The organism is Pelosinus fermentans JBW45, from assembly GCF_000271665.2.
Classification (GTDB): Bacteria; Bacillota; Negativicutes; order DSM-13327; family DSM-13327; genus Pelosinus; species Pelosinus baikalensis.
In genome coordinates this window covers 561,669-582,484 of sequence record NZ_CP010978.1, presented here as the reverse complement: position 1 = coordinate 582,484, position 20,816 = coordinate 561,669, and the positions used below count along the sequence as shown (strand labels likewise).

General features: G+C 40.7%; 15 protein-coding genes. 2 read left to right on the top strand and 13 right to left on the bottom strand.

Annotated features, from left to right (window positions below):
• Nucleotides 1-176 precede the first annotated feature (176 nt).
• From JBW_RS02240 to JBW_RS02225, 4 genes are all read right to left on the bottom strand, one after another.
• Nucleotides 177-2,552: an EAL and GGDEF domain-containing protein gene (locus JBW_RS02240; protein ID WP_007958670.1), complete on the bottom strand. Its 2,376-nt coding sequence runs from the start codon at nt 2,550-2,552 to the stop codon at nt 177-179.
• A 320-nt stretch (nt 2,553-2,872) separates the two neighbouring features.
• Nucleotides 2,873-3,157: a hypothetical protein gene (locus JBW_RS25555; protein ID WP_007958668.1), complete on the bottom strand. Its 285-nt coding sequence runs from the start codon at nt 3,155-3,157 to the stop codon at nt 2,873-2,875.
• Nucleotides 3,158-3,454: 297 nt separating this feature from the next.
• The gene (serS, locus tag JBW_RS02230) at nt 3,455-4,729 is read right to left on the bottom strand and encodes a serine--tRNA ligase (protein ID WP_007958666.1); all 1,275 of its coding nucleotides are present in this window, start codon (nt 4,727-4,729) and stop codon (nt 3,455-3,457) included.
• Nucleotides 4,730-4,936: 207 nt separating this feature from the next.
• Complete coding sequence (locus JBW_RS02225) at nt 4,937-5,935, bottom strand: HD domain-containing phosphohydrolase (RefSeq protein ID WP_007958663.1); 999 nt, start codon at nt 5,933-5,935, stop codon at nt 4,937-4,939.
• Nucleotides 5,936-6,097: 162 nt separating this feature from the next.
• On the opposite strand from JBW_RS02225, the gene JBW_RS02220 reads away from it, so the two are divergent.
• Nucleotides 6,098-7,150, top strand: a complete 1,053-nt coding sequence (locus tag JBW_RS02220) for a hypothetical protein (RefSeq protein ID WP_007958661.1) — start codon at nt 6,098-6,100, stop codon at nt 7,148-7,150.
• Here the strand turns inward: JBW_RS02220 and JBW_RS02215 are convergent.
• On the bottom strand, nt 7,126-7,992 hold the full coding sequence (locus tag JBW_RS02215) for an NAD(P)/FAD-dependent oxidoreductase (protein ID WP_007958659.1): 867 nt from the start codon (nt 7,990-7,992) through the stop codon (nt 7,126-7,128). The two genes, JBW_RS02220 and JBW_RS02215, sit on opposite strands and share 25 nt — an antisense overlap.
• 184 nt (nt 7,993-8,176) lie before the next feature.
• On the opposite strand from JBW_RS02215, the gene JBW_RS02210 reads away from it, so the two are divergent.
• Complete coding sequence (locus JBW_RS02210) at nt 8,177-8,482, top strand: hypothetical protein (protein ID WP_007958655.1); 306 nt, start codon at nt 8,177-8,179, stop codon at nt 8,480-8,482.
• A 225-nt stretch (nt 8,483-8,707) separates the two neighbouring features.
• Here JBW_RS02210 and serC read toward each other — a convergent pair whose 3' ends face one another.
• The 8 genes from serC to JBW_RS02170 all read right to left on the bottom strand — a co-directional run bounded on the left by serC (nt 8,708) and on the right by JBW_RS02170 (nt 20,489).
• On the bottom strand, nt 8,708-9,796 hold the full coding sequence (gene serC, locus JBW_RS02205) for a 3-phosphoserine/phosphohydroxythreonine transaminase (protein WP_007958653.1): 1,089 nt from the start codon (nt 9,794-9,796) through the stop codon (nt 8,708-8,710).
• Nucleotides 9,797-9,799: 3 nt separating this feature from the next.
• Nucleotides 9,800-11,053 carry a DUF1015 domain-containing protein gene (locus tag JBW_RS02200; RefSeq protein ID WP_007958651.1) on the bottom strand — a complete coding sequence of 418 codons (1,254 nt, stop codon included), beginning with the start codon at nt 11,051-11,053 and terminating at the stop codon, nt 9,800-9,802.
• Nucleotides 11,054-11,064: 11 nt separating this feature from the next.
• Nucleotides 11,065-12,651, bottom strand: a complete 1,587-nt coding sequence (gene serA, locus JBW_RS02195; protein ID WP_007958649.1) for a phosphoglycerate dehydrogenase — start codon at nt 12,649-12,651, stop codon at nt 11,065-11,067.
• A 468-nt stretch (nt 12,652-13,119) separates the two neighbouring features.
• Nucleotides 13,120-13,806: a DUF2225 domain-containing protein gene (locus JBW_RS02190; protein WP_007958647.1), complete on the bottom strand. Its 687-nt coding sequence runs from the start codon at nt 13,804-13,806 to the stop codon at nt 13,120-13,122.
• A gap of 233 nt (nt 13,807-14,039) precedes the next feature.
• Nucleotides 14,040-14,984: a Bug family tripartite tricarboxylate transporter substrate binding protein gene (locus JBW_RS02185; RefSeq protein ID WP_007958645.1), complete on the bottom strand. Its 945-nt coding sequence runs from the start codon at nt 14,982-14,984 to the stop codon at nt 14,040-14,042.
• Nucleotides 14,985-15,512: 528 nt separating this feature from the next.
• A complete protein-coding gene (gene cydC / locus JBW_RS02180; protein ID WP_007958640.1) occupies nt 15,513-17,240 on the bottom strand; it encodes a thiol reductant ABC exporter subunit CydC in 1,728 nt (575 codons plus the stop codon).
• On the bottom strand, nt 17,237-18,967 hold the full coding sequence (cydD, locus tag JBW_RS02175; protein WP_007958638.1) for a thiol reductant ABC exporter subunit CydD: 1,731 nt from the start codon (nt 18,965-18,967) through the stop codon (nt 17,237-17,239). Before cydD ends, cydC begins: the two co-directional genes overlap by 4 nt.
• Nucleotides 18,968-19,307: 340 nt before the next feature.
• Nucleotides 19,308-20,489 (bottom strand): L,D-transpeptidase, encoded by a 1,182-nt coding sequence (locus tag JBW_RS02170; RefSeq protein ID WP_235334207.1) that lies wholly within the window; start codon nt 20,487-20,489, stop codon nt 19,308-19,310.
• Nucleotides 20,490-20,816: the final 327 nt, after the last annotated feature.

The window sequence follows — 20,816 nt, the reverse complement described above, 5'->3', positions numbered from 1 at the left end:
CACAAAGGACACAAAGTGGGATTCTATTTATATTTTTTTGTGCACTCCTTTGTGTGCCGCAGAGCGGCATTTTGCCTTTGTGGTTCACATCTTATATTTTTTCACCCTCAAAACTTATAAATTCTGATTCTAGAACGAAATCCTCTCGAGACGTCTTCTCTTTGGGAGACTTTTCTTTACCGATTGGTAAACCATTTTATAAAATCATCACTGGGCAAGGGTTTCGAAAAATAATATCCCTGTATCTCATCGCATTCAAGCTTTCGCAGAAAATCTAATTCTTGTTTCGTTTCAACGCCCTCCGCAATGGTTTTTATCTTCAAACTCTTTCCTAAAGCCACTACCGCCTCAATGATTGCTTCATTAACTAAGTCCGTCGACAAACCACGTACAAAAGATTGGTCAATTTTCAACCGATCCAAAGGAAAATAGCGCAGATAACTCAGACTGGAAAACCCAGTTCCAAAATCATCTAAGGATAAATTGATTCCCATCTCTTTAATAAACTCTAACTGCTTGATAACAAATTCCGGCTGTCGCATGACAACGCTCTCTGTTAGCTCCAGATCTAGATATCCTGGTTCAATACCACTTTCTTTTATAATATTAGAAAGCATCGGCAAGAATTCCTTTTCCTGAAATTGAATGGCAGAAATGTTTACAGAGATAGGAATTGGCGGTAAGCCATTTCGAATCCACTCTTTATGCTGCCGGCACGCTTCTGCCAAAACCCATTTACCAATGGGAATAATAAGGCCTGTCTCTTCTAAAATTGGAATAAAATCTCCTGGCGGTACGATTTCAGTATTAGGACGCATCCAGCGGATCAGAGCTTCCACTCCAATGAGAGCTTCTGTTTTACTGTCCACTTGAGGTTGATAAAATAGAACAAATTCTTCTCTTGCCAGCGCACGCCTTAGATTATTTTCAAGCATAAGACGTTCCGATGCATATTCATTCATATTGGCTTCAAAGAACTCATAAAAATTACGTCCATTATCCTTCACCTTATGCATGGCTGTATCAGCATTGCGAATTAGCACTTCTGCCGTATCTCCATCATCAGGATATACACTGACGCCAATACTTGCAGTAATGATTAACTCAAATCCACCATGCAAGAGAGGTCTTTCCAAAGCACTCATGACCTCATGAATTACTTTTATAATCTCTTCTTTCCGAGAAATTTTTGGTACAATAAAATTAAAGGTATCACCACCAAAACGCGCTGTTAGACTTGTTCTCTTAGAGCAGGTCTCCAGCCGATCGGCGAGCTCCTTTAAGACTTCATCCCCCACTTTATGCCCTAAAGAATCATTGATATTTTTAAACCGATCCAAATTAAGAGAAATAACTCCTACGCCGCTGCCGCTATGACGAGCCCTTTCTATATCTTTTGCTAATTGTTTGCCTAACACTTCCCGATTGGCCAGCCCTGTTAACGCATCATGCCTTGCCAAATAATGAATCCGCTCTTCGGCGGCCTTTTTCTCACTCATATCGGTAAATCGTGCCAGGTAATTAATCAAATTGCCTTCTTCATCTTTAATCTGATCAATTCGTAACCATTTTAAATAAATTACACCATCTTTTCGCTTCTCCCAAATCTCTCCTTCCCAAGAACCTGTTTGAATAATTGCCGCCCACATGTTTTGGTAAAAGATCTTATCATGGCAACCAGACTTTAAAAGACTAGGCTCTCTACCAATGACCTCATCAGAGGAATAGCCTGTAGCTAAAGAAAAAGCGCGGTTTACGGCAACAAAGCGATTCTCTTTATCGGTGACTGAAATTGCTTCGCCACTGCTTTCAAATATCTTAGCCCAAATCGGCATTTGCTTTTCCATTTTCTTACTTTCTGTAATATCAACTACCAAAGCAACAAGTCCTGTTACAATCCCATCACAATTCCTAGTTGGGATCTTGCTTGTATAGATCCAGCGATTCTCACCATTAGCATGATTGATTTGTTCCAAAATACCTAGCTTAGGCTCAGCCGAGCGTAAAACCGCCAAATCATCCTCATAATATTTTTTCGAATAGACAGGAAAAAATTCCTGTGCCGATTTTCCTACAAAATCCTGAATGGGAATACCAATATCTTTTTCCACCTGTTTATTTACACGAATAATTTTATTATTTGTATCTTTATACCAAATCTGTACAGGGATCAAATTAAACAGCGTTTCATATTCTCCCATTTGATGACTTAATTTTTGATAAGCCTTATTTTTCTGCCATAAAAGAACAGCCAATTCAGTTGCCAGCCCAATCAATACTTTTGCAGTATCAGTAGTACTGCCAATCACAATTTTACCGTTTTTGTTATCCTCCAGAAAAATAAATTCCTCTATATAATCACAAGATGTGTTCATCTGTAAACTTCTAGTATGCTCATCACCAGAGAGCTTGCACATTTCTCGAAATTCCAAAGCACCAGACTCAGCAAGAAGCCCCCCCTTATGATCCCAAATCATAACAGGGTACCCACTTATATTATAAATTAAAGCAACAATCTCTTGAGCAATAGACATGCCCGACTCTAATTTCAAAACACTTTACCTCCGCTCTTTAACTCTCTGTATTTCTATATAGGAGCATCTGTAGCTCTATTTTAAGAATAAGTCTTATACTTCGACAAGATACCACATAATTCCTATAAGGAAACCCATTATTGCGGGACTAAAAAATAAACCCTAATCGGCAATGAACTTTAATGATATACAAGCTTCGGTGATATTTGGTACAATAGAGTAAGATATGAATGACAAAGGAGCTTCTTTGATATGCAAACTCCAACCCCGCCAACGAGACCAACTCCTCCTACGCCTCCCACTGTAAATCATAAATCTTCTGATAATAGTGCTGCAGATCAGCCTGCATCGCCACCCGCATCCAATTCTATTAACGCCGATAAATCCACAACTGTAAAGACACCAACGGAAGGCAAAATGACTAGTCCGCCTCCTGTAACTACAAAGAAGGCAGCCTCTCCCTCCTCTACCGATAACACTCCTGTTCCTGCACAACCATCTTTAGGAACGTATCGGGAAACTTCATCCCAAACCACCTCCGCCCCCACAGTATCGACCTCTAAGAATAAACCTTCTCCTTTTGGCTTCGGATTCTTCTTTTCTCTTGTATTACTTATTGCCATTTCTCTTGCCTGCTTCCGCCTATGGAAGAACACTCACAAAAAACAGCGAACCATTCTTAATTATTCCGCCGACAGTCCACAGGATCTTCTGAATTTAATGAATTCCTCGGCAACCGCCTCTCCTTCTCCTTCTCCTGAGAAAATTGTACAGAGAAAGAACAAATCATCATCTAAAATAAAAGGCAACTTCGAAGTACGAATTTAAAGAATGGAAAGTACGATTATTTACAAAGAAAAGACTTGGCTTATGCCAAGTCTTTTCTGCAGGCAAAGAAGCTTTATTCTGCCCAGTAGCATTTACTTAGCAGCAATAACATCAACGCCCATATATTTTCTTAACACTTCTGGTACAATAACAGAGCCGTCAGCCTGCTGATAGTTCTCTAAAATGGCAGCTACGGTACGACCAATTGCCAAGCCCGATCCATTGAGAGTATGTACAAACTCTGGTTTAGTCTTTGCTTCCCGACGGAATTTAATATCCGCACGACGACCTTGAAAATCCTCAAAATTGGAACAAGATGAAATCTCCCGATACGCATTGAAACTAGGCAGCCATACTTCAATATCATAGGTCTTAGCAGAAGAGAATCCCATATCACCACTGCATAAAGCTACCGTGCGATAGGGCAGACCTAATAGTTCTAAAATACGTTCTGCATTATGTGTTAATTTCTCCAACTCTTCATAGGAATTTTCAGGTAAAGAGAACTTCACCATCTCCACCTTATTAAACTGATGAAGACGAATTAATCCACGAGTATCGCGGCCGGCAGCTCCTGCCTCCGCGCGGAAACAAGCACTATAAGCAGTATAGTATAAAGGTAAATCTTTAGCATCCAAAATTTCACCACGATGGTAATTGGTAATTGGAACTTCAGCGGTAGGGATCAAATAATAATCCAGCCCCTCTAACTTAAACATATCCTCGCCAAATTTAGGAAGCTGCCCCGTACCTGTCATACTCTCTTTATTCGCAATAAAAGGAGGGAAAAATTCAGTGTAACCATGTTCGCTCGTATGTACATCCAGCATAAAACTAATGAGTGATCGTTCTAGCCTGGCACCTAGACCTCGATAAAAAGTAAAACGTGCGCCTGTCACCTTGCCGCCTCGTTCAAAATCAAGAATATTAAGCTTCTCGCCAATTTCCCAGTGAGGGAGTGGTGGCTGCACAAATGTAGGCAAAGTTCCCCAATTGCGTACCTCTACATTATCCTTTTCATCACGTCCGACAGGGACTGATTGATGAGGTATGTTTGGGATATCCATAATAATGGCCTGCAATTTTCCTTCTACTTCTTTTACCTTACCATCCAATTCAGTAATTTGGTCACCGACCAGACGCATCTGGGATACTAAATTATCCGCATTTTCTTTTGCTTTTTTCAAGCGACTGATTTCAAGAGAAACAGTATTACGCGTATTTTTAAGCGTTTCTACCTGCCCTAATAGCTCCCGGCGTTCTTTTTCCAAGGTTAAAAATTCATCTAAACTAAGATTCATTCCACGCTTTACCAAGGCTTGCTGAACTTCTTCTGTATGGTCCCTAACAAATTTAACATCAAGCATGCTAAACCCTCCTCCTATTCCTAGTAAAAATAGTAACGCATTCTCTATAAAAACTAGAGAACACGGAGATAATAATAAAAAACTCCCGCCTGCTATCCAGAAACGAGAGTATTTTTCCGCATCAACACTGCTATGCGATACATAACGGAATAAATCTGTTCTTATACATAAATAGCGTATACCATTATATTCTACAATATTCACTATTTATTGTAAAGCAGGTCTCATACCATCCCCAGAATTACACTCTCGAATAAAATCAATAAAAATGCTGCTGAGTTTCGGATCAAACTGTTCACCAGCACATTTTTTTATTTCAACTAAGGCTTCCTCAACACTATGAGGACTACAGTAACACCGTACACTCGTCATAGCATCATAAGCATCACAGATTGTCAGCATACGACTAATCTGAGGAATCTCTTCCTCCTGTAATCCATTAGGGTAACCTTTTCCATCATATCGCTCATGATGATGACGAACAATGTGAGCCAAAGTAGCGAATTCATCTACCTCTTGCAAGATATCCGCCCCTTTGGAAGGATGGCGTTTAACAATTTCATACTCTGCCTCTGTCAAACGACCTGGTTTATTTAAAATCTCTTCCGAAATACCAATTTTACCTACATCATGCACAATCCCTGCTAAATAAGCCATCGTTACCTCACTATCAGATAACCTCATGTATTCAGTTAAGCCGACAAGTAGTGCAGCAACATTTTCACTATGCTGCATCGTATAGATATCTCTCACTCCAATTGCTTTGCAAAAGGCTTTAATAATATTCATATTCACAGCATTCAGCTTATTTTCAAACACTTTGAACTTATCAATTACAATATAATTTCCTAGAGCATATTCTGGCTGCCCACTTTCATCTCGCAAGATAAAAGTATTGACCAAAAACCATTTACCTTCCTTATTCCCAGGCATATTAAAATATACTTCACAGCCACTTATTTCCCGCCCAGTAACCATCGTTTCAATTAAAGGACCTTGATAAGCACCGCCGAATTTCTTCACATTGCCATTACAGAAAAGATCCAGCACAGAATGATGTAAGACGTCCTGCTGCTGCACTTTCCACATATCGCATAATGCCTGATTGAGAAAAACTGACCTAAACTCACTATCAATCACAAGTACGCCATGAAATAGGCCCGCATGAATAGCTTGGGCGATTCGATACGCTATATCTTTTCTCATCTGACAGCAAACTCCTCTTAGTGCATTTTATCCTTCCTAATTAATAATAACCCATATATTCTCTATTGAAAAATTCAATTTTTTTTTAATATATCCTGCATAATATCCCAAGTTTTTACATAGAAAAAATAAGAGAACTGCCAAGTTCTAAGGAGTGATGCAATGTCCTATCATGTACTTAAGATAGCCAAAATTGCCGCTATCTATGCAGGAACCATTATGGGAGCAGGATTTGCTTCCGGACAAGAACTTACCCAGTTTTTCGTCGTCTACGGCAGTATGGGATTGGTTGGTCTATTGTTCACAATTATTTTATTTGCCTGGCTCGGTATTACGATTCTAAAGATCAGTTATACCATTAAAGCTACCAGTTATCATCAATTATTATACTATGCATGCGGGGAAAAAATTGGTACTGTATTAGATTGTATCATTACCTTGTCCCTCTTTGGTGTTCTAACGGTTATGCTAGCAGGAAACGGCACGTTATTTCGAGATACCCTGCACCTGCCTTACGGTTTGGGTATTGGCATTATGACCTTGATCCTATTACTCACAACACTCTGGGGTATTAACGGTATCGCCACAGCAAATCTCATTATTACACCACTGCTGGCAGCTATTACAAGCTTTGTCGCTATGTACTCGCTGTCTTATCATGACTGGAATTTTACAATGCTGCATATTTCATCAGCAACCATCAACATATCAACTTCTCATTGGCTGCTCTCTAGCTTACTCTATCTTTCTTACAACTTAGTTATGAGTGCTACCCTATTAGTTCCTCTAGGCGCCCGCACTCCCGAGCCTTCTATCCGCATAAGTGGAAGCATAATCGGCAGCTTGCTGCTATTATTATTAGCAGGTTTAATCATCCTGGTGGTTATGATTCACTATCCGTTATCTCCAGAATATGAAATTCCCATGCTGCATATTGCAGGATCACAGCACATTGTTCATCATGCAGCTTACATCTTTACCTTTGCCGCTGCCATGTATACCACTGGCTTAGCATGCTTATATGGATGCACTACAAAATTAACGGCAGTCACAGGTTTATCCAAGACTGCCGCGTTACTCATCGTCATAACATTCAGTGTACTTTTTAGTTATATTGGTTTTACTTCTCTGGTTTCTATTGTCTTCACCTTATTTGGTTACGTCACCCTATGGTTTACCTTAAGACTGCTCTATTTATCTTTTTTCCCTAAATAAGTAATAGCACTTAATACCGCTACTAAGCCTTCACCTGTAGCTTTGGCTATCTGCCACGGTTTTCCTGTACAATCGCCTGCCGCAAACACCCCTGGAATGCTTGTAGACATATCTCGATTTACTTTGATAACCTCACCGTCAAGAACAAGACCTGGAAGTATATTTTCCACTGGATCAGACATGCGAATAATAAATACTCCGTGAACGTTTAGCTCCTCTTTGCCCATCTGCAATTTTTCTACTACTACATCACCTAAAATCGTCTGGGGCTTCTCATGGATGACTTTGATACCAGAACGCAATGGAGCCATATCTTTATACTGAGGCAGATAATAGACCGTACGACATAGTTCACTTAAATACTCCGCTTCATGCTCACCTTCACTGGTGTAGGAAATAACAGCCACATCTTTGCCTTTATACATCATCCCATCGCAAGTAGCGCAGTAACTTACACCTTTACCTAAGAATTCCTTTTCACCATGAAACAAAGTAGTAGCTACCACACCCGTTGCAATAATCACCGTACGCACCTGATACGTTGCCCCAGGTGTCAGTAAGGTGAAAAAATCGTCCCCCGGAAAAATATTCACGACTTTTTCCTTTATAATGCTGGGATTGTGGGCAGTACAATGAGCTACAAATTGCTGCATCATCCCTTGCCCTGTAACCTGTGGTACTCCTAAATAATTATCCACTATGTGAGCTTTCTGCAATTTTAGGCTAAAATCCATATGCTCAAATAAAGCAACACTCTTATTGCGAATCCGCCCTGTTAAAGCAGCCGATAGACCCGCTGGTCCCCCACCAATAATCCCAATATCAAATATTTCATTAGACATTTTTCATTCCTCCTAGATTTTATAGGTATTCTCCAAAACAACTATATCCAGCCGTAAACAGGCAAAGTATGACATAACTATGAGCGTAGGTTAAGTAACAGGTTGAAGCGTTAATTATGATGATTCTTTGCCGCCCTACTTATATTTCATACTGAAAAACCCGGATCGAAAGGCAGTTGATCGTATGTTCAATTATAAACTGATTCGCCTTGGCTATAGACCTGTTTTTTATCTAATGTTTGCTGGTGGTATTTGTACGGGAAGTATTGTCGGTTTGCTCTTTTTCATTATGGATCGAAGTTCTCTCGGCTTCCTTGGAGGAGCTTTTATCACGCTTTTAGCAGGTTTGACCTCAGGCTTGTTCGGCTTAATCTACACCTTAGTTTTTAATACCCTAGCACCGACTGCAGGAGGTATCCCCCTCCAAATTATCTCTCTGCCTGATTCTCCTAAACAAGATCAATCCTCATTAGACTTGCCATCAAAGTAAGCTATAATAAATTTTTTCTATTATTTAATAATGTTTATCTTATTTTCATTACTATTTCACGATCTCCTGGGAATAATCCTGCCACTCTCATTGAAATATTTGGAATGAGATTCCACCTTCTCTGGTCGACATTGGAAATTAGCAAGCGTCAGAATAAAAAGAATAAGATGAAAAGCGGGATACAGTTAACCTGTACTCCCGCTTTCTAACTTTTCTTCCTGTAGTTTACCCGTTTTTCTGCTGAAAATTCAACATAAATTGTTGTAGTACCCGGCAGCCTTCTACCGTCATGGCATTATACGTGGAAGCCCGTAAGCCGCCTACAGAACGATGCCCCTTAAGACCGACAAGACCAGCCTTTTCAGCTTCACTGGCAAAGGTCTTCTCTAGCTCTTCACTCGGTAATCGGAAGGTAATGTTCATTAAAGAACGACTGTCCTTTTGTGCATGCCCTTTATAAAAACCATTGCTATTGTCAATCGTATGATAAATCAAAGCCGCTTTTTCTTCATTACGCTTTTGCATTCCCACTAATCCGCCCTGCTTCTTAATCCACTGCAGCACTAAGTTTAGTACATACACAGAAAAAGCCGGTGGCGTATTATAAAGGGAATCATTCTTAGCATGGGTTTCGTATCGCAGCATCGTAGGAATATCTTTAGGATTATTCTCTAATAACTCCCTACGGGCAATAACAACGGTAACACCGGAAGGACCTAAGTTCTTTTGTGCTCCTGCATAAATTAAAGAAAATTTTTCTGCATCAAAGGGCTTATACAAAATATCCGATGACATATCGGCAAACAATGGTACTTCACCGAAGGAAGGCAGGGTTTTCCATTGAGTACCAAAAATCGTATTATTCGAAGTAATATGTACATAGGCAGGATTGTCACTTAGCTGAATTTCATCCAGATTCGGAATGCGCTTATAGTTGCCCTCGGCAGTTGTTGCTGCTACATGAGTGTTACCAAATAATTTGGCTTCTTTAAGGGCCTTCTCTGACCAGGCGCCTGTTAATATATAATCTGCGGTCCGCCCTGGGGGTAGGAAATTCATTGGTATCATCGCAAATTGAGTACTCGCCCCCCCTTGCAAGAATAAGACTCTATAATTATCTCCTAAGCCCAACAGTTCTTTCAGATTAGCTTCGGCTTGACGATTAATCGCTTCATATGCTTTTGAGCGATGGCTAATTTCCAAAATAGACATGCCCGTTTCCTGATAGTTGAGTAATTCACCTTGTACTTCTTCCAACACCTCTAAAGGCAGTACTGCTGGACCTGCATTAAAATTAAAAACACGCTGTGCCATCTTTTAGTTTCCTCCATTTATCAAATGTACTGCGATTGCATCCCTAAGTTTCGGCTCAAACCAGGTTGACTTAGGCGGCATAATTTGGTCAGCATCAGCAATTGCCATTAAATCCTTAGTCGACGTCGGGAACATGGAGAAAGCAACAACATATTCACCACTATCTACTAAACGCTCTAATTCTCCCATGCCACGAATGCCTCCGACGAAATCAATGCGTTTATCCGTACGAAGATTCCCAATACCCAAGATAGGCTCTAACAGATTGCTCTGCAGGATACTAACATCCAGCTTCCCTACGGGATCTGTTTCCTCATAACTGCCCGGTTTCGCCACTAATTTATACCATGCTTTATTCAGATACATACCAAAATAATGAGGATATTCCGCTTTACATGAGATTCGAGTACACGGTTCAATACTAAATTTTTCTTGGATTTTTTTGAGAAAGGCCTCTTCTGTTAATCCATTTAAATCTTTTACAACTCGATTATAATCCATAATCTTCGTCATTGTATGAGGAATAATGACTGCTAGGAACCTAGTATATGCTTCTTCACCAGTATGCTCAGGATTATTTGCTTTATAGGTTTCATAAACCCTGGCAGCAGCAGCAGAACGATGATGTCCATCAGCAATATATAAGGACTCAATACGGGCAAAAGCCTGTTCAATTGCCTTTATTTTAACAGCGTCATCCACAACGTAGAGCGTGTGACGATTTCCATCTTCGGTAACAAAATCATATACTGGCTGTTTTGTCATTCCCTGGGCTATAACAGCATTCATATGATCATTTGCTTTATAGGTTATAAATACAGCTCCTGTCTGCGCCCCTGTAGCTGTAATATTATTGACTCGATCCTGTTCTTTATCCGGCCTGGTCAATTCATGCTTCTTAATAATATTATTGTTATATTCAACAACAGATACCGTTGCCACTAATCCTACCTGGGTATGGCTTCCCATCTGCTGCTTGTAAATATAAAAGCAAGGTTTCTCATCCTGGATTAAAATTCCTTTATTTATAAAATCCTGAAGATTTTCATTGGCTTTTTGATATACCTCTTCTGAGTATGGATTCACATCAAGGGCAAGGTCCACCTCCGATTTAGTAACTCGTAAAAAACTCAATTCATTTTTGGATGTAATAGCTCTTGCCTCAGCAGAGTCCATTACATCATAGGGCAGAGAAACAACTTTATCTGCCAATTCGGGTGCCGGTCTAAGACCGCGGAAAGGTTTTACACTAGCCATAGTTTTTCCTCCTAAATTACACAAAAGTTAATCATTTTTGCTCCCAAGATTCCATCGACAGCTTTTATTTTAAGCATAGTAGCTGCTGGTACATCAGAATCTACACTCATCACCATAATATTAGTACCTGTAACCTCTGTACGGCCTACCTGCATACTATTAATATTAATCCCATCAGTACCTAAAATGGTACCAACATAACCGATCATTCCTGGACGATCCAAGTGAAGTCCCACAATTAGCCAGCCCTGAGGCTCAACATCCACTCGGTATCCATCAATCATTACAATACGGCCTTCTTCATGTCCAAACAAAGTTCCTGCTACAACATGAGTCTTCTTATCCGTATACACTCGTACGGTAATCAAATTAGCAAAATTAGCTGTTTCTTTACTTTTTACTTCGCGTATTTTAATGCCACGAGATTTTGCAACCCCTGGAGCATTCACATAATTAATATGTTCTGTCAAAATGGAGTTTAGCAAGCCTTTAATCATGGCTGTGGTCAGCATTTTTGTATCGACTTCACTAATTTCCCCATTATATTCTACATCAACTGCTGTTATACGTCCTTCGGCCAAATTAATGGCCAAACAACCCATTTTTTCTGCCAAGTTAAAATACGGACGAATGACCTCTAGCACATGAGACTGAATCGGTGCCATATTTACTGCCGTAGCAATAGGTTCCCCCTTCAGCGCTGCAATAATACCTTTTGCTACATCCACCGCTACACCAACTTGTGCTTCTGCTGTAGAGGCGCCCAAATGAGGAGTCACGATTACCTGGTCCAGCTTTAATAACGGATTTTCCGGATTGACGGGTTCTTTTTCGAATACATCAATTGCTGCACCTGCTACAATACCTTGTTCAATAGCCTCTGCCAAATCCCCTTCATGAATGACGCCGCCTCGTGCACAGTTTATAATCCGTACACTGGGCTTCATTTTAGCAAAACGCTCTTTGTTTAACAGATATTTCGTTTCAGAGGTAAAAGGCAAATGCAGCGTGATGAAATCAGCCAACGGGAAAATTTCATCCAGTTCCAGTAGTTGAATACCTATAGCCTTCGCCTGCTCTGCGTTAATAAAAGGGTCATAAGCTACAACATTCATTTCCATTGCTAAAGCTCGTTTTGCCACACCTGAACCAATACGCCCCAGCCCTAGAATTCCTAATGTTTTACCACGCATTTCCACACCCATCAGCTTGCTGCGCAGCCACTGTCCATTTTTCAGGCTGGCATGAGCTTGGGGAACATTACGCGCCAGCGCCAACATCATTGCCATCGTATGTTCTGTTGCTGCAATTGTATTTCCTTCTGGTGCATTAAGTACAATTATGCCTTTTTGGGTAGCTGCCTCTACATCAATATTATCAACGCCTACTCCAGCACGTCCAATTACTTTTAAATTAGCCGCTGCCTCAATAACCGCTTTAGTTACTTTTGTCTCACTGCGTACTACTAAAGCATCATACTGAGGAATAATTTTTATTAACTCCTCAATCGGTAGTTTTATTTTAACATCTACCTCATATTCTTTTTGTAATAGTTCTACCCCTTGCGCTGAAACCGGATCACTTACTAATATTCTCATTTACATTCCCTCCATATGATTATCATCCTAATGTTATACATTTTCAATATAAATACACACGTTATCTTAAAAAAAGATATAAAAAAAACCCTCATCCCACCAGGGACGAGAGATATTCCCGCGTTGCCACCCAAATTGCTACATACATAGCCAACTCTTATCGCTATATCGGGCGACACCCGTCATAATTCATCATTAGCCACTCCAGGGCGGAACCAACTGTCAAAATGACCGACTTACACCACCCGTCGGCTCTCTGAACATTCTGCACACTTAATTTCCCTTTCCTCATGTTCATGTATCAATTTAAACATATTATATTTTATCACCTTATGAAAGTCAAGTGTATTTTTACAGAAAACATTTTCGTAGTCCATCCTCGGTTTTTAACGTTTTACTCTCTGGAACTGTACACTGGCTGCATCCACTTCATTATTTTTCATTTTAGTGACAAAATTCTGCATCTGATTACACATTTTCCTCTTTCCCACGTCTTTGGGCACGCACTTCCTGCCAAGCATCCCGAGCTAAATCGGCAATCCTTTTTTCCTGCCTGGCTTTAGGACTGCTAACGACTTTATTTAAATACAGCAAAGCCCTCTCGCTATGACCTGTCCGACGCAGCAAATCACCAATCAAATAGGTAATCGTCAATTCCGTCATTGGACCCACAGGCATATTTTCATTGTCCAAAGCGTGCTCATAATAATCAACCGCCTTAAGCAAAGTAGCTTGTTCCTGCTCAACCTCTTTAGCCTCTCGATATAGCCAGCCTAATCGCATATGCAGTCCAGCCAACCTGCTGGCAGGAACGGATGCCAATTCAGCACAAACAATCGCTAATTGATGGCTCACAATGCCCTGTTCTCTGCTGCGTGTCCCGCTTAAATCAATTCTTATATTCCGATCTGCAAAAAATCCTTGTATGCGCTCTGCCGCAGCAGGCAAAATTTCTTCAAAATAATTATCCTGTGCTGCATAACCACAATGAGGACACATCCAGATTTTATAATAATAGGGATTAATATCTTTATAGTAAGAACAAAAGTCCGAATCCTGCTTCATCATTACCAAGCGGGATCGCACCCGTGTTACCTGAAATGTTTCTTGACAAATAGGGCAATTTTTTTCTACAGAAAATAAGGCCTCTAGCATATTTCCTACTCCATCTCCTATCATAAGCAATCTATGTATACTAAAAATTAACATTGCATTTCTGACTGCATAACAATTAATATACAAGTATTTTAATGCATCATATATAACCTTTGCCTAGAATATTATACCACATCATGCTGTAAATGGGACTTTCTTATTTACATATGTTTGAATAAAAAATCACCGTCCACCTAATTAAAGATAGACAGCGCATTTCTCCTAAATTTAAGTTATTTTTTTTGCTCCTTAATTCGGTCTAAAATACCAGTTTCTTGTACTATCTTGGATAATTTTTGATTATCATCCAGCCATTTCTTTTGGGATTCTCGGGGATTTAAATAGTCAACTTGCACTCTAATAGTTTCTAGATTTTTTTGAAACTCGGGATCAACAATTATAGCTTTTAAACCATTGGCCAGCTTGGCTTTTACCTCAATAGGCATTTCTTTAGGAGCAGCTACTCCAATCCAATAACTAAATACAATGTCCAGCCCTTGTTCTTTGAAAGTTGGCACATCCGCAAATACAGGGTCTGTCATACGTTGTTCAGCTGTCACTGCCAACACTCTAAGTGTGCCATTTTTTACATGCTCTTCGATTATTGCTGGGTTAGCAAAAAAAGCCTGAATATGTCCACCAAGCAAAGCTATCAAAGACTCTGATGCCCCCCGGAAGGGAACTGGATCCGTCGTAATACCGACATCGTGGGCAAACAGTTCGCTGTATACATGAGACAACGTGCCTGTACCAGCGTTACCAAATTTCAATTGTCCCGGATGCTGTTGAGCATACCTGACTAAATCATCAACATTTTTCCACGGTTGATTAGCCTGCACTACCAATACAAATGGGTTGGAGGAAACCTGTACAAGCGGCTCTAAAGCAGTAGGATAATGGTATTTGGTCGAACCATATAATGGTTGTAATATGACTTCAACGCCAGTAATACCGATTGTGTATCCATCAGGAGTAGCACTAGCTAATTCATTCCAACCGATAGTGCCGCCACCTCCAGGTTTGTTAATAACAATTAAAGGCTGTCCTAAATTCGTAGAAGCTGTCTTTTCCATCGCTCGGGCTATCAGATCCATTCCTCCACCGGCACTAAAAGGAACAATTATCGTAATGGGTTTCTCTGGATATTTGTTAGTTGTCGTTACCTTTTTGGGCTCCATAGTGGTACAACCTCCTATTATTATTGAAACAAGTAACAAGTATACTGACAACAAAATAAATGTTTTTTTCTGCAATATCGTTTTCCTCCTTTTATCAATAATCTGTTATAATCTTACTTTAAATACAATATACTCCATTTAACATGATTATTTCTCCAATAAATGGAATAATCCTTTTTATTTAGTCAAAATAAATCTAAATAAAGCTGATATTATACTAAAATGTTTACGTAAAGAAAAAATGCCGCCAAACTCATAAGAGTACGGCGGCATTTTTTGTGCATATTTATTAACGTGCTGGCAGAAGCAGGTGTTAGCCTCGAAGAGATCATGCAGCGATTAGGGCATATTAGTGACGACACAACTAAGAGAGTATATTACATATAACCAAATACATGAAAAAAGAGGCCGCCCATAAGTTCAATAAACTTATGGACAATCTCTAATATTTTTATCGTTTTTCGGTAACAAAATGGTAACAAATAAGCGATTTCGTAGTAGTACCCCTTATTTTACAGGTACCTATAATTATACCACATCATGCTGTAAATGCCATAACTGATAAAATAAACCTGCATTTTCCAATAATTCTTCCTGCGTCCCCTGCTCAATAATCCTTCCAGCCTCAAGCACAAAAATAGTATCCATATGCTTAAGACCTGTCAAGCGATGGGTGATTAAAATCGTAGTACGCCCTGCCATTAACTTGGCAAGAGTTTCCATAACAGCCTCTTCTGTTAAAGAATCAAGCCCAACAGTTGGTTCATCTAAAATGAGAATGGGAGCATTTCGCAGTAAAGCCCGGGCAATAGCAATGCGCTGACGCTGCCCTCCAGATAAAGCATAACCATTCTGGCCCACCATGGTATCCGAACCTTGCGGCAGAGATTGCAGCAGCTCAGTCAGCTCTGAATTCTCTATTACTTGCTCAAACTCTGCTTCGCTGGCATCAGGTTTTGCCAGTAAAATATTATCCCGAATACTGGCATTAAACATATGGCTTTGCTGGGATACTACACTAAACATAGTCCGTAGATTTTGGGACTGATACTTTTTCAACTCATGATTGCCAAGGAGAATGCTTCCTTCTTCATACTCCCAAAAGCGCAGCAAAACGTACAGTAATGTACTTTTTCCCGCCCCGCTTGGACCAACAATCGCCACACTTTTCCCAGAAGCAACGGTAAAGGAAATGTTACGCAAGACTGCCGCTCCATTTGCACGATAACTAAAACTCAAGTCTTTCACTGTAATCGTCGCATCCGTCCCGGTTAAAATACCTTCGCTCTGTTCAATAACCGTCGGCACCCGATCGACAATTCCAAACAGCCGCCTGGCGGCTGCCATGCTTTCAGCCAAAAAGTGTACTGCCAATGGCAGCGGCAGCACAGCCTCAAAGCTGCTTTGCACCGTTAGGGCTACAACTGCTAAATAAATACCCTCCAACTGACCACCGTGTACTAATGGTATCGCAAACCATAGGACTAGCCACACTGTAGCATTTACGATGAATAATCCCAGGGCATCGATCACCCCTGCCTGATTCACCACTTTGCCTTGAATCCCTGCCAATTCTTCGTCAAGTTCAGAAATATACTGCGCTTGGCGGTGAGTCTGACCAAAAGCGGCAAGCTCCACAATTCCTGTAATGCTATCCACCAATTGGGCTTTCATCTGCATCCGCGCAGCAACTAACTCCTCTGCCAAGGATTTTTGTGCCCGAGAAACTGCCAGGGGCAAGAGTACCCCAAGGAATATCGCTCCGCCGATTAGTACATACACAAAGACCAAATTAAATTGTGCCAGAAACAAACATGTGCCAACTATCACCAATAGTGCAATGAAAGGGGGAGCCAACACCCGAAGGTAAAATTCCTTTAACGTCTCCACATCACCAACGATAGCACTAAAAAGCTCACCGCTCCTCCACTCCAAAAGTCGAGCTGGCGCTAAGGTTTCTAATTTTGTATAAAACCATACACGTACAGTACCTAATAAACGAAATGTAGCATCATGCGAAACATAACGCTCTAAATAACGAAAAACCGCCCGGGCGATTCCAAAAAAACGCACTCCCACAATGGCAATGGATAACTCTGTAATGGAAGGATGCAAAGCTGCACCAGAAATCAAATATGCTGATGCTGCCATCAATCCAATATTACTCCCAACGGTAAAAAAACCGAAGAGACCCGCCATCACCATTGTCCGCCAAGAAGAACCCATAATCTGCAATAAACGTAGGAATATACTCATTTTCCACCTCTAAAGGCCAACACCAGCTGAGAATATAAACCCTGATTCTTCATTAATTCCTCATGGGATCCAGCTTCAGCCTGTTTTCCGTCATGAAGCACCACGATACAATGAGCTTTGTACACAGTACTCAGTCGATGAGCAATAATTAATACGGTACGCTTTTGCATCAGTCTGCTTAACGCTTCATCAATTACAGCTTCACTTTGCGGATCTAGGCCTGCAGTCGCTTCATCTAACAGTAAAAAAGGAGCATCCTGCAAAAATGCCCTGGCAATGGCTAAACGTTTACACTCTCCGCCGCTTAATCCATGTCCGCCTTCTCCCACCAGAGTATCATAGCCTTCTGGCAATCCCATAATAAACTCATGAGCACCAGCATTTTTTGCCGCTTGCATGATCGTCTCTAAGCTAGCATCTTCTCGCCCTAATCGAATGTTATCCGCCACTGATTTATAAAATAAATGGGGGGACTGAGGCACAAAAGCAACCTGGCATAACCAGTCTTCTAGTTTTATATCGGTCAAATTCATACCATTGACTGTGATATGCCCTTCATCAGGGTGCATAAATGCTAATAATAAACTGGCAATCGTACTTTTTCCAGAACCGCTGGCTCCGACTAAAGCCACGGTCTCTCCTGGCTCTATTGCAAAAGATACGCCATTTAATGCTGGGCGCTCCCTATTGTCATAAGCATAATGTACATTTTCAAAGGCAATACTCACTTGCTGCTGCCGTGGCAGAGAGATCGTCCTCCCCTTCACATCTCGGCTTTTAGGCAAGGATAAAATTCCAAAGATTCGTTCTGCTGCTGCACTTCCAGCCATTCCTGCATGAAAATGAGTACCTAATTGACGCAAAGGCAAGTAAAACTCAGGAGCCAAGAGCAATAAGAAAAAAGCTTGGTTGAACTCCATCTTATAATACAGCAGCTTCAGTCCTATAGTTACAGCCACTAAGGCCGTACTAATCGTTGCGACTAACTCTAACACCAAAGCCGATAAGAACGCAATTTTTAACACGCCAAGAGTCTTATCTCGAAACTCTGAACTCATACGATGAATGACCTGTATCTGCTCAATACTGCGTCCAAAAATTTTTAACACAGTCAAGCCCTGCAGCACATCCAGGAAATGAGCACTCAGACGAGATAAGGTCTCCCACTGACGCTTATTCACCTGCTCTGCTGTGCGTCCTATAAGTATCATAAAGACAGGAATCAGCGGCGCAGTCAGCAATAAAATAATAGCTGTAGTCATATCAAGAGGGAATACTACTGACAACACAACGATAGGAACGATAACGGCCGTAAATAATTGGGGCAGAAACTTCGCAAAATAAGGCTCCAGATTTTCTACTCCCTCCACCAGCACATTAATTAATTCTCCTGTTTGCTGCCTTCGGATATACATGGGTCCTAAAGCAAAAAGCGAAGTCAAGATCCTTTGCCGCATAGACTTTTTTATATAAGCAGCCAAAGAATGGGCCGTCACTTCAATTAACCAAACAAATATGCTGCGCATAGTCATTACAACAAATAAAGCAGCCATCCACTGGCTGACTCCTGCCCAATCCAATTGGGCTAAAAAAACACCATTTATAATTTTAGCCATAAAATCAGCCTGCAATACAGCGAGCACCCCACCACCCAGCCCTAGGCCAACCAATACAGAAAACTGCCGTCGATGCTGTTTCAGCTGATTCATAAGTCGTTTATCAACCATACGTATACTCCCGTCCTTCTATATCTGCTAAAAAAAATCGGTTCACCATAAGCTTGTCTTTTATAAGAAAACGCTAATGTATCCTTTAAAACATATAAAACAAAAAGGAACCACAAAGACGCAAAGGACACAAAGGACTTTTTTATATTTTTGTGTCCCCTTTGTGTGCCGCAGCAGCGGCATTGTGCCTTTGTGGTTCACTTTTACTTTATTTACTTACTGGAAAAAGGCAGCATGTCATCATGCTGCCTTAGTAGTTTCTTTTCACAGGCCAAAGGATTGTCAGCGCAATAACTATCTTATTCTATAATAACGAGCTTTTTCCTAACATGCAATATTTTTATTTCAGCTGCCTTGCTGAGCTGCCCTTTCCAATTGCAAAAGCCGATAACTCCCAGCAATTATCAATCTCTTTCCAAAGCCACATACCACCAAACAAAGACTGTACATCTTGTTGGGTTACATAGAGAATCTGTCCTTTTACAAAACCAGGCACAACCTGCTGATGACTATATACCAACTGCTGCTGTTCATCCCATACTACATCCGTGTGAAAAAAATTCGCTACTGCCCAAATTGGAACAAAGTTTTGTCCCTGACTGGCAATAATCGGATCTGGCAGAAGTACTCCATTCACTTTGAAATTATGTACTTGAAACAAAGGATTTTGCTGACCCTTACGCTGAACAATTATACCTTGCAGGATACTGGCGTCGACGAAGTTAGGCATACCAGCCTCAAGCAGCTTATGTTCGATCTCAAGAACTGTGACAGGCTGTCTTTTTAAACCGTATATATCAGGATAGATCCCTATGGAAACTTCCCCCATGAGATTTTTTTCTATTCTCACCAAATCATACTGTATGTATACGCCGGTCCCTTTGGGAACAGCTTCAAATAATTCTTCCACATCAGGTTCAGCCATGCGGACACAACCGTTTGAAACCCAGCCTCCGATTGCCCACGGTTCATTCGTGCCGTGAATACCGTATAAAGGGGCAAACTCCATCCAACGATATCCCAAAGGATTATCGGGACCAGAAGGTACAACCTTCTTACTTCTAGGAGGATACCACCAAGGGTTTATCTCTTTATATCGAATCGTAAAACTGCCAATGGGTGTCGGTGTAGCAGGTTTACCAATCGCTACAGGATAGGTTTTTACTAACTGATTTTCATTATAAAAATCAAGAGTGCGACTAGGTAAATTAATGACAATTCGGCAAGCTGGCAAAGCTCCTTTTAAGGTTGCTGAAGCTCCTGCCACCCCATCGACCATCGGGAATGCCTGTAAATAACTAGGTCCTGCCACAGGCTGCTGAGAAGTAATTACTTGATGCCCAGATGATTTTGCAACTGTCACACGAGTGCCTTCATACTGCCACCCTAACCACACTAGGCATAATAGGATAGACAAACTAATCACTATAGCTATAGTATATTGCACGAAAGCAATTTGCTTGGATAATTGAATCGCTTTTTTCTGCTTTTTCTTTAGTAACCGGGAATACCCCTGTTCCATGTCATCCAATTACATCAGACTCCAATATCTTCTACATTTCTCGTATATTCATCAATATATTCACGATTCGCTCTAAGCGTTCCTCTCTCTGCAAAAAAATTATCCTACTTCTATTTGATTTTTTAAACATTTTAACCGTAGAGACGCAGAGAGCCAGAGAAAACATCATTAATAATGGTAGAGAATCCCCTCAGCGCACTCTGCTCCTCTGCGGTTCAATCATTCTATCCCTGCTCTTGGCGCAAAACATTTAAAATGAATGGAACCACAAAGGCACAATGCCGCATCAGCGGCATTGTGCCTTTGTGGTTCATAGAATTTTAATAG

Bases quoted from the DNA above. Each gene is read 5' to 3' on its own strand.
- JBW_RS25555 (WP_007958668.1), bottom strand. From the start codon at position 3,157: ATGGCAATAAGTAATACAAGAGAAAAGAAGAATCCGAAGCCAAAAGGA.
- serS (WP_007958666.1), bottom strand. From the start codon at position 4,729: ATGCTTGATGTTAAATTTGTTAGGGACCATACAGAAGAAGTTCAGCAA.
- JBW_RS02225 (WP_007958663.1), bottom strand. From the start codon at position 5,935: ATGAGAAAAGATATAGCGTATCGAATCGCCCAAGCTATTCATGCGGGC.
- JBW_RS02220 (WP_007958661.1), top strand. From the start codon at position 6,098: ATGTCCTATCATGTACTTAAGATAGCCAAAATTGCCGCTATCTATGCA.
- JBW_RS02215 (WP_007958659.1), bottom strand. From the start codon at position 7,992: ATGTCTAATGAAATATTTGATATTGGGATTATTGGTGGGGGACCAGCG.
- JBW_RS02210 (WP_007958655.1), top strand. From the start codon at position 8,177: ATGTTCAATTATAAACTGATTCGCCTTGGCTATAGACCTGTTTTTTAT.
- serC (WP_007958653.1), bottom strand. From the start codon at position 9,796: ATGGCACAGCGTGTTTTTAATTTTAATGCAGGTCCAGCAGTACTGCCT.
- JBW_RS02200 (WP_007958651.1), bottom strand. From the start codon at position 11,053: ATGGCTAGTGTAAAACCTTTCCGCGGTCTTAGACCGGCACCCGAATTG.
- serA (WP_007958649.1), bottom strand. From the start codon at position 12,651: ATGAGAATATTAGTAAGTGATCCGGTTTCAGCGCAAGGGGTAGAACTA.
- JBW_RS02190 (WP_007958647.1), bottom strand. From the start codon at position 13,806: ATGCTAGAGGCCTTATTTTCTGTAGAAAAAAATTGCCCTATTTGTCAA.
- JBW_RS02185 (WP_007958645.1), bottom strand. From the start codon at position 14,984: ATGGAGCCCAAAAAGGTAACGACAACTAACAAATATCCAGAGAAACCC.
- cydC (WP_007958640.1), bottom strand. From the start codon at position 17,240: ATGAGTATATTCCTACGTTTATTGCAGATTATGGGTTCTTCTTGGCGG.
- cydD (WP_007958638.1), bottom strand. From the start codon at position 18,967: ATGGTTGATAAACGACTTATGAATCAGCTGAAACAGCATCGACGGCAG.
- JBW_RS02170 (WP_235334207.1), bottom strand. From the start codon at position 20,489: ATGGAACAGGGGTATTCCCGGTTACTAAAGAAAAAGCAGAAAAAAGCG.